The organism is uncultured Paraglaciecola sp. (assembly GCF_913020055.1).
Classification (GTDB): Bacteria; Pseudomonadota; Gammaproteobacteria; order Enterobacterales; family Alteromonadaceae; genus Paraglaciecola.
Window position 1 is genome coordinate 1 of sequence record NZ_CAJWCF010000110.1, and the last position, 14,862, is coordinate 14,862.

At 41.4% G+C, this 14,862-nt stretch carries 8 protein-coding genes and 1 pseudogene; 5 read left to right on the forward strand and 4 right to left on the reverse strand.

What is annotated here, in order from left to right:
• Nucleotides 1-818: 818 nt before the first annotated feature.
• The 3 genes from ppx to QZ488_RS18515 form a co-directional block, all read right to left on the reverse strand.
• Nucleotides 819-2,360 carry an exopolyphosphatase gene (gene ppx / locus QZ488_RS18505; protein WP_293751506.1) on the reverse strand — a complete coding sequence of 514 codons (1,542 nt, stop codon included), beginning with the start codon at nucleotides 2,358-2,360 and terminating at the stop codon, nucleotides 819-821.
• Nucleotides 2,353-4,434 carry a polyphosphate kinase 1 gene (gene ppk1 / locus QZ488_RS18510; protein ID WP_293751508.1) on the reverse strand — a complete coding sequence of 694 codons (2,082 nt, stop codon included), beginning with the start codon at nucleotides 4,432-4,434 and terminating at the stop codon, nucleotides 2,353-2,355. The genes ppx and ppk1 overlap by 8 nt, the downstream gene beginning before the upstream one ends.
• Nucleotides 4,435-4,506: 72 nt before the next feature.
• Nucleotides 4,507-5,010, reverse strand: coding sequence for an ACT domain-containing protein (locus QZ488_RS18515; protein WP_293751510.1), 504 nt, complete (start codon nucleotides 5,008-5,010; stop codon nucleotides 4,507-4,509).
• Between the two features lie 280 nt (nucleotides 5,011-5,290).
• Between QZ488_RS18515 and QZ488_RS18520 the strand changes: the two genes are divergently transcribed.
• The 5 genes from QZ488_RS18520 to QZ488_RS18540 all read left to right on the forward strand — a co-directional run bounded on the left by QZ488_RS18520 (nucleotide 5,291) and on the right by QZ488_RS18540 (nucleotide 14,487).
• Nucleotides 5,291-5,968 (forward strand): TIGR00153 family protein, encoded by a 678-nt coding sequence (locus QZ488_RS18520; RefSeq protein WP_293751512.1) that lies wholly within the window; start codon nucleotides 5,291-5,293, stop codon nucleotides 5,966-5,968.
• Between the two features lie 12 nt (nucleotides 5,969-5,980).
• Entirely contained in the window at nucleotides 5,981-7,249 is a 1,269-nt protein-coding gene (locus QZ488_RS18525; protein ID WP_293751514.1) for an inorganic phosphate transporter, read from the forward strand.
• Between the two features lie 303 nt (nucleotides 7,250-7,552).
• Nucleotides 7,553-8,605, forward strand: coding sequence for a porin (locus QZ488_RS18530; protein ID WP_293751515.1), 1,053 nt, complete (start codon nucleotides 7,553-7,555; stop codon nucleotides 8,603-8,605).
• A gap of 307 nt (nucleotides 8,606-8,912) precedes the next feature.
• A complete protein-coding gene (locus tag QZ488_RS18535) occupies nucleotides 8,913-11,708 on the forward strand; it encodes a hypothetical protein (RefSeq protein ID WP_293751517.1) in 2,796 nt (931 codons plus the stop codon).
• Nucleotides 11,709-11,832: 124 nt separating this feature from the next.
• The gene (locus tag QZ488_RS18540) at nucleotides 11,833-14,487 is read left to right on the forward strand and encodes a TonB-dependent receptor (RefSeq protein WP_293751519.1); all 2,655 of its coding nucleotides are present in this window, start codon (nucleotides 11,833-11,835) and stop codon (nucleotides 14,485-14,487) included.
• Between the two features lie 73 nt (nucleotides 14,488-14,560).
• On the opposite strand, the pseudogene QZ488_RS18545 reads toward QZ488_RS18540, so the two are convergent.
• Nucleotides 14,561-14,716: pseudogene (locus QZ488_RS18545) on the reverse strand (transposase); the annotation flags it as partial.
• Between the last annotated feature and the right edge of the window lie 146 nt (nucleotides 14,717-14,862).

Consider the following 14,862-nt stretch of genomic DNA (forward strand, 5'->3'; position numbering starts at 1 on the left):
TTATCCGCCATCTGTCAATGAACAGCGAAGTAAGCTGTGCCTTCATGAGGGTGACAGAGTGCAGATAACCTACAAGAACAAGAAAGCGGACGTAGCTATTTATTGTGGTTTCGTCCCTTTAGAGCGAAAAGCGGTTCAACGGCCAATCCATTGCTATGATCCGAAGAGTCACCAAAGCGGACGTAGCTGTGTTTTAGTTTACTTCCGGTTTGATTTAGATTATCGGTTGCCTGTCATTCAAAAAAATGCCTCTCAACACGTTGCCTGCGGACAGGCGACGGATAATCTCTCATGGAGGAAACCGCGGGGGGGTTAACTGCTATGTATGGGTTCTATAGGGATTCCGGTGGCAGATGGGCGGGTGGCGGCGTAACGTTCAGCACATGGGGAATTAAAGTAGCGTATAGAGCATAGTTTAGTCATGAGTATTATCGGTTTTTCTGTCACATTTGTCGGCTCGCAGGTATTGTTCAATGTCACTGAAAAATACTAAACTACATTTATTTCGGCTGTTCATATTCGTTTTATGGTAACAATTACGGAATGATTGCCCCTTCTAACCAGGTCTGCCATCAGGCCTGGGACGGGTATGGGAAATTATCTAGACACCCTGTTTGATGTCTGCTTTCAGCGCGTACTTGGTATTTAAACGGTTAGAAAAGCGAATCCTCCCACTGTCTGTTGATAGGCTCAGAGCTGCCAGTCAGAGAACTTCTGCCCAACGACTGCAAATGGCACAAAGTTCTCTGTCAGGTTAGGTACTGACTATTCCATATAGCTTGAGTTCTTTTTCCCTTTTTAATCTTAGTGCAGTGTTGTTAGTTGTAACTCAAGGTTAAACCGAGCTCTTGAATGTAGTCACTTTCACGTTGAATATCGGCACTGAATACCGGTTTTTGCTCTAACCAGGTGTCGGGAAATTGAATGTGTAACTTGTCTCCCTCTGCCTTTAGTGACATCTCGGGTAAAATATCGTCTTGGCGTTTTATGTTCAGCAGCACACCTAAACGTAATAACGCAATAAGCCTGTACACTTGCTCTTGTGCTAAGAGAGTAAACTCAGGTATTTCCGCTACTTTGATTTTCTTGCGATAAAACCTAGCTAACGTGGCCAATAAATTTTGTTGTTCCTGTCCAAATCCAGGTAATTCGATATTTTGTAATATATACCCTGAGTGGCGCTGAATACCGCGGGTATTAATTTGTAAACCTACCTCATGTAATAACGCTGACCAAGCCAACATGTTTTTAAGTTCTTTATTGTCGATTTTCCATGCTTTTTTGCATTGCTTATATAGCTCCATGGTTGTGGCAAGCACTCGTTTTGCCTGTTCCACGTCAACATCGTAACGAGTGGCTAAGCTTTCAGCACTGCGTTGCCGGATGTCAGGATGGGTTAAATGATCTTCCATTTCATATAACACTCCCTCACGTAACGCATCTTGAGAAAACTCCATTTCCTGGATATTCAAACTTTTGAATACGGCAATTAAAATAGCTAAACCACCGACAAATACAGGACGGCGATCATCAGACAGACCTTCAATTTGCAAATCTTTGCTATTGCCAGCCGCACAACACAAATCCTTCAATGTGAGCAAGTCGGTTAGACAGACATGGTTTTCTCTATTTGTACTATCTAGTTGAGCAGCTAGCTCGATAATTATTTTAATGGTGCCTGATGTGCCAATACAGGTATTCCAACCAATCTGTTTATAATTTTTATCAATCATCTCCAATTCTTGTTGAGCACTGGTAATGGCCTTATTAAAGGATCTTACTTTGATTTCACCTTGTTTAAAGAATCGATTGGTGTAACTCACACAGCCCATTTGTAGACTGCGTAATACCTTAGTCTCAAACCCCTCACCAATAATAAATTCGGTTGATCCACCACCAATATCCACCACCAAACGTTGTCCTTCTTGATGATTGGTATGGGCTACTCCCTGATAGATTAGGCGGGCTTCTTCTGCTCCAGAGATAATCTCGATAGGAAATGGAAAGACTTTTTTAGCGGCCTTTAAAAACTCTTTGGCATTACTGGCTTTTCTTAATGTATGGGTGGCGACGACTCTGACACATTCAGGTTCAAAACCTTGCAAGCTCTCTGCAATCACTTCTAATGTATCTAAACCACGCTGCATGGCCTCTTTAGATAAAATGTTGTCTGAACCTAAACCATCTCCTAGGCGCACTTTCTGTTTTACTCGGTGCAATATTTGAACTGAGCCTGCCACAATACGTGCAACCACTAAGTGAAAACTATTCGACCCAATGTCTAATGCTGCTACTTTACTTGTGTCTCTTGACTCTACGTTATCGAACGTCGAATTAAGTACCGTATTTGTATTAGGCATTTTTGTCCTTCTCAAGCGCTTTTAGATAACGATAGATTTCAGTTTGGGAGCGTAGGTTTTTACGATTCCCCCTAGGCACATATTGATTGGTTTGTTCTTTATCGATAACTCGGGCTTTAAGTGTATCTTTTAACTGCAAATGTAATATATCCATTATTCTACGTTTTAAATCTTCGTCATATATTGGGCAGCCAACTTCAATTCGAAAATCCATGTTGCGGGTCATCCAATCCGCAGAAGAGATGAACATTTTTTTGTCTCCTGCATTTTCGAACACCATTACCCTTGGGTGTTCTAAAAAACGGTCAACAACACTGATAACACTGATATTTTCGCTTAATCCTTTTACCCCTGGTGCTAATGAGCACATTCCCCGGATAATGGCTTTGATTTTCACCCCGGCTTGACTGGCTTTATATAAATCATCAATCAGTAACTTATCGTCTAGGTTATTGATTTTTAGTGTTATTTCAGCTTTCATTCCTTCATTGGCGTTTTGTATTTCTTGACGTATCAATGCTTGTATTTTGGTTCGCGCATTGAGCGGAGAAACTTGTAAATGCTGAAATTTTTGTCGCCTGTAGGGTTGTTGTATAAAGGTAAACACTGCTTCTGCTTCATTAGCGAGTTCTTGGTTGCGGGTAAACAAACTAAAATCGGTGTAAATTTTTGCAGTTTTTTCGTTGAAGTTACCTGTGCCAAAATGGGCGTAGTTGACTAATTGGCCTTTTTCCTCACGGGTGACAACACACAATTTACTGTGGATTTTCAAAGAGTGCATACCAAATACAACTTGCACACCGGCATCAGTCATTTTCTTCGACCAGTGAATGTTCGCTTCTTCATCAAATCTAGCGCGTAGCTCAACCACCACAGTCACCTTTTTGCCATTGTCTACTGCATCAATTAAAGAACTGATGACTCTTGATTGGCTTGCCACTCGATAGATATTCAATCGAATGTGTTTCACACTGGGATCAAATGCAGCTTGGCGAATAAACTCAGTGACATGTAAGAAACGATGGTAGGGATAATGCAAAAGGATATCTTTAGCTGTAATCGCATCAAATACGGTGTCGTAGTCAGAAAAATCCTTAGAGGTGAGAGCCGGTAATGCTTGGTTTTCTAAATAATCACGGCCCACATTTGGAAAGCCAATAAAGTCTTTAAAGTTACGGTAAGGGCCACTTGGAATAAGGCTGTCGTAGGACGAAATTTTTAAGCGTTTTTTTAAATCCTTGAGCATTTCGCTGGGCATTCTGCTGTCGTGTACTACCCGAACAGGCTCGGCAATTAACCTTTGTTTCATGCTTTCTGACATTTTGTCTACGTAACTTTCATCAATTTCATCGTTCAGCGCATATTCTGAATCACGGGTCATTTTAAACGAGAAAGCCTCAAGGGAATCAAATTCAATAAAACCCTTAAAAATACTTTCTAAGTTCAAGCGAATAATATCATCCAACAAAATAATGTATTTTTTCTTACGGCTTTTTTCTGGCGGTATGACCACGAAGCGTGACATATTTTGGCTTGGCACCTCAATGGTGGCATAAGCAATGGCTTTATCATTTTTGTGAACACCAACATACAGGTAAGTCGCAAAGTCATTTAATCTGGAAACCAGCTTGATTTTTTTGGTTAGTAATACTGGCGCGATATGCCGTAAAATCTTATTTTTAAAATAATTACTTAACCATTGTGTGTGGTAGTCGTTGAGGTCTTCTTCTCCCAGCAAAAATATATTGTATCTGGCTAAACCCTTGACCACGTTTAGATGAATTCGATCAAAGTCTTCTGTCATACCCAACACTTTGTCTTGAATTTTTTCCATCAATAACTTGGTTTGTTCAGCTTCTTCAAGTTCCCCTTCGTTTAAGTGGATGTATATTTTACGTTTAACATCTGCGACTCGAACGCGATAAAATTCGTCCATATTGTTTGAATAAATACCAAGGAATCGGATGCGTTCAATTATGGGGTTATTGACATCAGATGCTTCTTGTAACACACGCTGATTAAAAGAAAGCCAACTGAGTTCCTTGGGATAATAAATATTCTGGGTATTAGGCATGTATCACTCTTAACAAATATAACGTAATCAATCGTCTACTGCATTTATGACAACTTAATGACAGCCCCTAGTTTATTGTATCTCGATATCTACCATTAAGTCGTTTGCGACACTTTCAAGGGATTCTTGTAACGCTTCTAAGTCAAAATCAGCCGCCACAGTTATTATGGCTTTGGCTTTAAATAGCGCTCCGCCCCAATTAGGCGCACTTTCTAAACTCGAATCAAACTTGACGATGTTCAAGTTAAATTGACTTAATATTTGTGTTATCTCTTGCACAATGCCAGTTTTGTCATTGCCCATTATGTCTATCTGCACAGTTTGTTGCACTGCAGGTTGTTCTGTTAATCCTGGTAGTAAGTGTATTTTTAAATCGGGATGTTGTGATAAACGATCGATCAGTGCTTGGTGCTTTTCTTGGGGCAAGTCAACTTGCACAAAACCCGCGAAATGCCCCGCCATGTGTGAAAAGTTACTGCCTAACCAGTTGCCTCCCATGTCATACACAGTTTTGGCTAAATCACTGATTAATCCTGGTTTGTCGCTTCCAACTAAAGTAAATATTATCGGTTTCATAAAAGTGTCACATATCTGTAATAAAGTTAAAGTCTGAGCCCAATGCTCCTGTAATTAGATTAATACATTCTAATTGGGATGTAAGGTCTTATTTGGGTAGTAATAAGTAAGAAAATTTCTGTTATGTTGGAAACGTTAGAATTCTAAAGTTTTCAGTGTAATTATAATGCCACATTCAATTGTTAAAATTGTTGTGGTTTTACAATTGATAGTTAGATTTGGGTGATGAGTCCTAAAAATAGTCTATCGTTAACGATGTTTAAAATCTAAGAGAACCGTTATGCCAATTAATTCTTTTTTGGGGGTGTTTGCTAAATCGCCGTTAAAGCCCCTTGAAGACCACATCAATATTGTACATAGATGTAGTCAAGGTTTATTGCCTTTCTTTGAAGCTGTTTACGCACAAGATTGGAAAGCTGCGCAAGAGCATCAAAAAACAATTTCGATGTTAGAAAAAGAAGCGGATGAGATAAAACGCGAGCTACGAATTAGTTTGCCTGTTGGTATCTTTATGCCAATTCAACGACAAGATGTCTTGGACTTGCTTACTCAGCAAGACAAAATCGCGAATAAGGCAAAAGATATCTCTGGACGTATATTAGGGCGTCAACTTACTGTGCCAATAGAACTTCAAGAACCTTTTCTTGAATACCTAAAGCGTTGCTTGGATGCGACTAATCAGGCCAAAAAAGTGATTAACGAACTTGATGACCTTTTAGAAACGGGTTTTCGAGGCCGAGAATTGCGAGTGGTTGAAGATATGATCGAACGTTTAGATGAAATCGAAGACGATACTGATAGATTACAAGTAGGTCTTCGAAGAGGCTTGTTAGCCCTTGAAAAAGATCTCAATCCGGTAGACGTGATGTTTTTATATAGCATTATTGATTGGGTCGGCGAGTTGGCCGATATTTCCGAACGAGTCGGTTCTCGCCTCGAATTGATGTTAGCCAACTAAGAGATTCTGACAATGGATATTATTAACAGTTACGGTTTTATATTAATCGTAGTCGCCGCTGCGGTTGGCTTTTTAATGGCATGGGGCATCGGTGCCAATGATGTAGCCAATGCTATGGGTACTTCGGTTGGCTCAAAAGCACTCACCATTAAACAAGCTATTTTTATTGCGATGATTTTTGAGTTTGCCGGTGCGTATTTGGCTGGTGGTGAAGTCACCTCAACTATTCGTAAAGGTATTATTGATTCGGCATTTTTCATCAATACGCCAGAATTATTAGTCTTCGGAATGATATCGGCACTTTTTGCTGCCGGTATCTGGTTAGCGTTTGCCTCTTATCTTGGATGGCCAGTATCAACTACGCACTCAATAGTAGGTGCAATTGTAGGCTTTGCTGCAGTTGGTGTTAGCGCAGACGCAGTAGAATGGGCAAAAGTAGGCGGTATTGTTGGTAGCTGGATTATTACCCCTGCTATTTCTGGTTTTATTGCCTTTCTTATATTCCAATCAGCGCAAAAATTGATATTTGATACTGATAATCCATTTGAAAGCGCAAAACGTTATGTGCCTTTTTACATGGGTCTTGCCGGATTTGTAATGGCTTTGGTGACGATTAAGAAAGGACTGAAACATGTTGGGTTAGATATTCCAACTGATCAAGGCTACTTTATCTCTATTGGCATTGCGGTGTTAGTTGGTATAGCAGGTAAACTATTTATTAGTCGTTTAAAAATTGATCCGGCAGCAAAAAGAGATGCACAATTTGCCAATGTAGAGAAAGTGTTTGCGGTACTGATGATAGTAACGGCTTGTTGTATGGCGTTTGCTCACGGTTCAAATGATGTGGCAAATGCTATCGGTCCATTAGCAGCAGTAGTCAGTATTGTTGAAAGTGGTGGTGAAATTGGCTCAAAAGCTACGTTAGTGTGGTGGATTTTACCACTTGGTGGTATCGGTATCGTCGCTGGTTTAGCATTATTTGGTCATCGAGTAATTAAAACCATAGGTAAGGGTATTACTCACCTTACCCCAAGTCGCGGCTTTGCTGCAGAATTGGCAGCCGCTTGTACTGTGGTCATTGCATCTGGTGCTGGGTTGCCAATCTCAACTACGCAAACTCTAGTTGGCGCGGTGTTAGGTGTAGGCATGGCGAGAGGTATCGCAGCGATTAACTTAGGTGTTGTTAGAAACATTGTGGTGTCTTGGGTAATTACATTGCCTGCAGGCGCCGGTTTGTCGATAGTCTTCTTCTTTATGATTAAAGGTATTTTTGCTCCATAGGACAATAACCCTTAAGACGACTATCGTGTTCTAATATAGATTGATAGATTTAAAGCCAGCTCTCGTAGCTGGCTTTTTTTATAGCTAAAGCTTGCCAATTTTCTAGAGAAAATCAAGCGCAGTGTTTTTAGAAAAATAAATCCAATTTGTTTTTTTAGTCCAATATTTGTAATAAATCATTCATTAAAATTTCATGAAAAACATATAAAAGTGTCATATTGTCATAAAAATGCAACAAAACTGTCATAAGGTATTCGCCCGATAAAACGGCAATGGTCTACAATCTCTGATTTTGGAAAAACTATGATAAAACGTAACTTTTTTGTTTTCTGTGTACTGCTCCTTATACCTAATTTTCTGCTGGCGGGTGTTGTGTCTACAGATGGAAATGATGTGGTTGTTAATCTCAAAGGCCCAATCGAAGTTAAAACAGCTGATGGAGATTATTCTGTTAAGTTGGGTGGTCGTTTAATGTGGGATTACAATTATGCCGAACTTAACAGTGTTGCTGATGAAGATGATTTTAGCATTCGTCGAGCACGCTTATACCTGTCAGGAAACGTAAAAGATTGGTCGTATAAAGTTCAATTTAACGTCGGTAATAACAATGGCGGAACACCAGAAGATCTTTACATTCGATACAACGGTTGGGGTAAACAAGCTGTTTTAACTGTGGGTAAACAAAAAGAACCCTTTGGTTTGGAGTCTTTAGAATCTTCAAAAGATATTAGTTATCTTGAGCGCTCTGCAATTACCGAAGCTTATGCTCCGGGCAGAAACGAAGGTATTCAATTTAGTGGTCAACAAGGTGATGTTACCTACGCTGTTGGCATATTTGAAGATGATAGTGTCGGTGATGGCGCCGCTGTGACCGGTCGAGTGACCTACAGTCCAATAAAATCCTCTGATCAAGTTCTTCATTTAGGCTTAGCTTATAGTAACCGTGCAGCTGATGTGGATATGACTGGTGTTGAATTAGCCTATTCGAAAGGGCCTTATCATCTTCAAACTGAATATGTCACTTCAGACAACCTAGGTGTCAGTTCAGATGGTTTGTATGTGCAAGCTGGCTGGATAATCACAGGGGAAACACGCCCCTATAAAAGCGGTGTCTTTAAACGCGTTAAGCCTGGTGGCTCGTCAGGGGCATGGGAAGTGGTTGTGCGTTACGAAGATGGAGATGGTCACTATTCAGATGAAGAGCTTGGTAATACTGATGCAACATCCTATGGAATTGGTCTCAATTATTATGTCAACAAATTCATTCGTGTTGGTGCGACCTTTACTGATGCTAAAGACAACCTAAGTAATGATACTGGTAGTGAGTTTCGTGCTCGATTACAAATCGCCTTGTAAATCTATCAAGGAGAACCAAAGTTTGGTTCTCCTTAAATAGTATTGGCAGATATTCTGCCTTTTTATTCAAGGTTTATTTCATTTCACACATACTTGAGGTCCTTCAAGGTATTCATTTTTCCTTAGTTTAAATTTGCTCAAGTTACTTGAGTACAATATCAATCAGCATAAAGCTGCAAAATATTTTCTACAAACGATCAATATTAAACTTTTATGACATCTATTTGATGTAACAAAAGTGTCATGCCCATTGGTTACCCTACTTGCGTTTTTTAATTCTTATCAATACTCGCATTTGGAGCACACAATGGTAGTTATGAACATCTTTAGAGCTAGTGCAATTGCTGCAGCCCTAGTCTTGGCAGGTTGTGGTGGTGATATCAATATTAATGAAGGTGATATTGATAATAGCGTTACAGATAACAGTGTTACCAACAACGGTGATAAAGGCGATGATACTCCGGTAGTAACAGACGATCGTCCAGGCGATGCAAGTGCTTTTCTCTCCTCTGAGGTTTCTACAGCACTTAGCGAAACCGTCGAAGTTCGCTCAATTTCAGGCAGGTTGCTTGCATCTGATGCAGATGCAAGCGGCAACATCACATTATCTAACGACACAGTATGGGCACTTGAAGGTGCGGTGTTTGTAGGTAATGACAATGCCGACTCAGTTAATTTGGTGATTGAGCCTGGCACTATTGTTTTTGGTCGTAGCGGCAGTGATTATTTAGTAGTGAGTCGAGGTTCAGACATCGAAGCCGTCGGAACAGCTGCTGAGCCAATCATTTTGACCTCTTTTAATGATGTTGTGGGTGATGAAGTCAAAGCAGGCCAATGGGGTGGGGTGATTATTCTAGGTAATGCACCTTCTACTAAGTGTCCGCAAGATGGCACCGACTGTTCGTTGCAAGTGGAGGGGGTCGAAAGTGGTGCCGTATTTGGCGGTAGCGACAGCACAGATGATTCAGGCACACTTAACTATGTTGTAGTTAAATATGCGGGATTTGAAATAGCACCGGATAACGAACTAAATGGCATCACCTTTGGTGGTGTGGGTTCAGGTACCACTGTTGATTATGTTCAAGTACACGCAAATGCTGATGATGGGGTTGAATTTTTTGGTGGCTCGGTCAGCGCTAAACACTTAGTGTTAACCTCAATTCAAGATGATTCAGTAGATTGGGATAATGGCTATAACGGTAAATTACAGTATGTCTATATAGAGCATGCTGCGGATGGCTCTGATGCAAACCGAGGTATCGAAGGTGATGGCGACGGCGGTGACGGTTTAGACTTCTCACTCCCACAAATTGCCAATATTACCATTGTAGGTAATGACTTTAATACCGATGAACTGGACTCAGAGGGCGTGTTATTGCGTGATCAAACTGGTGCTCACATCATGAATATGTTGATCACTGGTACATCGGGAATGGGTGAGTGTTTAGAAATGGACACCGATGAGACAGTTCAAGGCAACCTTACAGATGGCGACATCACTATATCTAATTCTGTCATAGCCTGCGCTGAAGCCTTTAAGACGCCAGATGGCACCATAGAGCTTGAATCTTGGTTTACTGCAGACCAGCAAAATAATCAGCTTATTGCTTATGCGGATCGTTCAAACTTAGGTTTGAATATCGATGGGAGTTTAACCACCGAAAGCGCTCTACTTACTGCTGGTGGTGATCCCACTACTATTGATGGTTTCTTTGACACTAATACTTTTGTTGGAGCCGTAGCCACATCTTCAGATGATTGGCGTCAAGGTTGGGCATTTGGTTTTGGTGGTGGTGAAGTAGGCGTGGTGACCTCTGTTTCTGGTTGCCCTGCAGGCACGACTACCATAGCAATGGTCGATGGTGTTACCAACACCTGCCAAGTTTCAGGTCGTATTACCTCTAACCTTACTTTGATTGAGGGTAATCACTACGCACTTTCTGGTGCGGTATTTGTGGGTGACGACAATGTAGATAGCGCCACTTTGACTATTGAACCAGGCGTAGTTGTTTATGGTAGTTCTGGTAATGATTATTTAGTGGTTAGTCGTGGCTCTAAAATTGAAGCAAATGGTACTGCAGCATCTCCTATTACCTTCACGTCTAAACAACATATCTCTGGCGGTGTGGTTGATGGATTAGGTAACGGTGAAGCGGGTCAATGGGGCGGTTTAGTGTTGTTGGGTAATGGCAACTCAACTAAGTGTCCACAAGATGCTTCAGAATGTTCACTTCAAGTGGAAGGCGTACAAGAAGGTGCTGTGTTTGGTGGTAATGACGATACCGACAGCTCTGGTACCTTGCGTTATGTGCGTGTTATGCACGGTGGTTTTGAAATTGCTCCTGATAATGAGTTAAATGGCATTACTTTTGGTGCGGTAGGCTCTGGTACAACAGTTGAGTATTTACAAGTACATAAAAATGCTGACGACGGTGTTGAGTTCTTTGGTGGTGCGGTTAATGCCAAATACCTTGTACTAACTGGTATTCAAGATGATTCTGTTGATTGGGATAATGGCTTTAAAGGCAATATGCAATTTGTCCTAGTTAAACATGCTGACGATAACTCAGACGCAAACCGCGGGATTGAAGGTGACGGTGACGGCGGCGACGGTATGGCGTTCTCTAACCCAACTGTGGCTAACATGACTATTATTGGTAATACCTTTGATACTGCCGAGTCTGACTCTGAAGGTGTATTACTAAGAGATCAAACTAATGCCCAATTGTATAACTTTGTGGTAACCGGACCTGCGGGAATGGGCGAGTGTTTCGAAGCTGATTTATCAGACGGCGATACAACGCTTGAAGCTAATATGGACGGTACTAACTCCCCGCAATTAGTGTTTGCCAGCTCTGTATTGGCCTGTGGCGAGAATATCAAGAACTCTGGTGATTTCGACCAAGAAGCTTGGTTTGCAGCGCAATCATCTACCTCTACCGCAGCAGGTCAAAGTGCGGTACTCAATGGGTTTTACACCATTGATACAACCACGCCAACTGATGTCACTAGCCTGAATACTTTCTTCTCTAATGTTGATTTTATCGGTGCAGTTAAAGACGCTGATAACGATTGGACGGCAGGTTGGACGGTGGGTCTTTAGTTAGAAATAGCTAGTTTGAAAACAATAATTCAAGGGCGTTACTTTCGGTAGCGCCCTTGTCTTTCAAATATTCAGTTATCAATGTTACATGGCTGCAAAGTGGTTGGCAGCTAATGAGGTTAAAATGAATAAGCCTGAAAATAGGTTTCGCGTCACACAACTCAGTCTTGCCGTGCTGGCTTCGCTAACACTGTCACAAATGGCGACAGGTCAAGAAAGTCAAAATGAAGAGGGTGTGCTTGATGAAGTAGTGACCACAGGAACACGCTTAAAAGGTACGGCTACTGCTGTTATAGAAGAACGTAAAAATCAAGCGTTTGTGGCTGATATCTTAGGGGCCGAACAAATATCCAGAACAGGTGATAGCGATGCGGCCTCAGCACTGCGTCGAGTGACAGGTTTGACCTTAGTAGACGGTAAGTTTATCTATGTGCGAGGGTTGGGTGAGAGATACTCCAGTACTCAATTGAACGGAGCGGCTGTTCCCAGTCCTGATCCCACTCGAAATGTTATTCCATTAGATTTGTTCCCCTCTGACATCATTGAAAGTTTATCAGTTCAGAAGGCCTTTTCTCCTTCAATGCCGGCATCATTTGGCGGTGGTAATGTCGACATTCGATTAAAAACTATCCCTGATGATTTTGTGTTTAATATGTCGGGCAGCCTAGGATATAACTCTGAAAATGCTGGCGATGCCTTGTCATACAATGGTGGCGGTAATGATTGGCAAGGGCGAGATGATGGCACCAGAGCTGTGCCAGATTCGATACAAACACGTTGGGACAATAAACAGTTCCTAGACAATCTAGATCAAGCAGAAGCGTTATCTTTATTCAGTGCAGTCAATCGCGATTATGACCCTGTTTCAGGCAGTGTTGGACCTGATGTTGGGGTGGGATTTTCACTGGGCAATAGTGTTGATATTAGCGACAAGTGGCGTTTAGGGTTTTTATGGACCACTAGTTATGACAATGAAACCACAGTTTCAGAAGAATACGAGCTAGAGCAAGCTGATCGTGTGGGTGACTCGATCAATATTGTACGTTTTTTCGATGATATATCGGTAACTGAAACCACGGTTAAATGGTCAAATATGCTCAACTTGGGTGTCGATTTTAATCGAAATCACCGAATTGACTACAGTTTGATTTTATTGAATGACACCAGCGATCAGATAAGTGAAAGTTTCGGACATACTGAAAACTTGAACCTTGCCGAAGGTCTACGTATCCGTGACATAGAAGTGGAATATGAAGAACGGAAAATGTATACCAACCAACTTCGTGGTATGCATACTTTTCCCTCTCTTAACTTTGCGGGGCTGGATTGGAAATATTCTTTAGGCCGCTCTTTACGGGATGCCCCAGGTAATATGCAAGCACGATTTGTCTTAGCAGATGCCAATGAAGACGGAATTTTTGATACTCAAAACGAAAGTTCACTTAATAACTCAACAACGGCCTCTCGCTATACCTTTCAAAATTTACACGACCGATTAGAAAACTATGGGTACAACGTTACCTATCCAGTTTCTGTTAAAGATTGGGAGATAGAGTTTAAGTTTGGCGGTGATTTTCTCAGCAAAACACGTACCTCTGAAAATCGCACATTTGATATTAATACTCGTGCATTTACCGATAGTGCGGATCTAGTGGGTAGCTCATTTTATTCTATTTTGAATGATCAATTATTAGCAGACCCAAGTCATTTTAATAGCACTGCTATATTGCGAGATACCACCATTGCCGGTGATGATTATGTCGCCGCGCAAAAGGTCGATGCCTTTTATGTAGAAGCTGATTTATTCTACCAGGGAAAGTGGCGGATCAGCGGTGGCGCTAGGTTTGAAGATTTTCGACAAGTGGTTGCACCTTTTGACCCCAGATCTAATCAAATCGATTTGCCAGACGATGCAGACCGAGCACAACTCGCATTTCAGGAAGACGATTTTTATCCTGCACTCGCACTTACCTACATTAAAGATGACACAATGCAGTTTAGAGCAAGCGTAGGGCAAACCGTAGTTCGACCAGACTTGCGAGAAGTATCGTCGTCTACTTTTATTGATCCCCTTACTGGTTTCCCCACATCTGGCACACCAGGCATAGACACCACCTCCATAATCAATTACGACTTACGTTGGGAATGGTACCGCGAAGCGGGTAATAACCTTTCCATAGGTTTGTTTTACAAAGATATGGATGCGCCAATTGAATCGGTGCAATCACCTGCACAAGATGGTCCTCCGTTAATCAAAATAGCCAATGCTGAAACCGGTGAATTATACGGGGTCGAGTTTGAATTTTTACAGGGCTTAGACTCGTTCGGTGAAGGTGTTTGGGACAATACATTTGTCTCTGGTAACTTAACTATTAGTGATTCAGAAATCACTCTTGATCGACAAAATATTGTGGATCAGACGGGGTTATCTGCGGCGGTGACTAATCTTAAGCGGCGCTTAACCGGACATTCTCAATATGTGGCTAACTTGCAAGCGGGTTACGATTCAGACAACGGTGAACATTCTTTATCTGTGGTCTACAACGTATTTGGTGAGCGGATTTTGATCCCCGGTATTGACGGGTTTGACGACAGTTACGAACAACCCTTTCACTCGTTTGATACGATCTACAAGTATTATCCTAACTTTAATACAACTATCACTTTTAAGGTGCAAAACCTTTTAGGTGAAAGCAAAGAGTTAGAGTTTGAAGATGTGTTGTTACGTTCAGAAACACGAGGGACAAAACTTAGTTTATCTTTGAAATATGATTTTTAGAGAATAGAAATTATTTGCAAGGGGGGCACAGAATGTGACCTCCTTTTAAGTGCCGGCTGTAATATCAATTGGGTAACAAACGCTCTTCTACCCAACCACGACGATGCTCATAACTTTCACCTGTAAATTTATCCGTACCGCACAAGAAAGAACGCCGAACACAGCGGGAAACACAATGGTAATAGGGAGTATCGATTAAACTAATTTGAGTTCTACGTGACTGAGGCATGACAGACCATCCTTGGTTGTTTGAATACCTTAAAGCTTAGAACACAACAAGTGTTTTGCTACTTTTTAATAATGGGTGATGAGATGGACGCTCCCTAATACGGCGTCAATGCGCCAAAATAGAATTTTCAACGAGACTATTTACAT

Coding starts and splice junctions, on each gene's coding strand:
- QZ488_RS18540 (WP_293751519.1), top strand. CDS start 11,833: ATGAATAAGCCTGAAAATAGGTTTCGCGTCACACAACTCAGTCTTGCC.
- ppk1 (WP_293751508.1), bottom strand. CDS start 4,434: ATGCCTAATACCCAGAATATTTATTATCCCAAGGAACTCAGTTGGCTT.
- QZ488_RS18515 (WP_293751510.1), bottom strand. CDS start 5,010: ATGAAACCGATAATATTTACTTTAGTTGGAAGCGACAAACCAGGATTA.
- ppx (WP_293751506.1), bottom strand. CDS start 2,360: ATGCCTAATACAAATACGGTACTTAATTCGACGTTCGATAACGTAGAG.
- QZ488_RS18520 (WP_293751512.1), top strand. CDS start 5,291: ATGCCAATTAATTCTTTTTTGGGGGTGTTTGCTAAATCGCCGTTAAAG.
- QZ488_RS18525 (WP_293751514.1), top strand. CDS start 5,981: ATGGATATTATTAACAGTTACGGTTTTATATTAATCGTAGTCGCCGCT.
- QZ488_RS18535 (WP_293751517.1), top strand. CDS start 8,913: ATGGTAGTTATGAACATCTTTAGAGCTAGTGCAATTGCTGCAGCCCTA.
- QZ488_RS18530 (WP_293751515.1), top strand. CDS start 7,553: ATGATAAAACGTAACTTTTTTGTTTTCTGTGTACTGCTCCTTATACCT.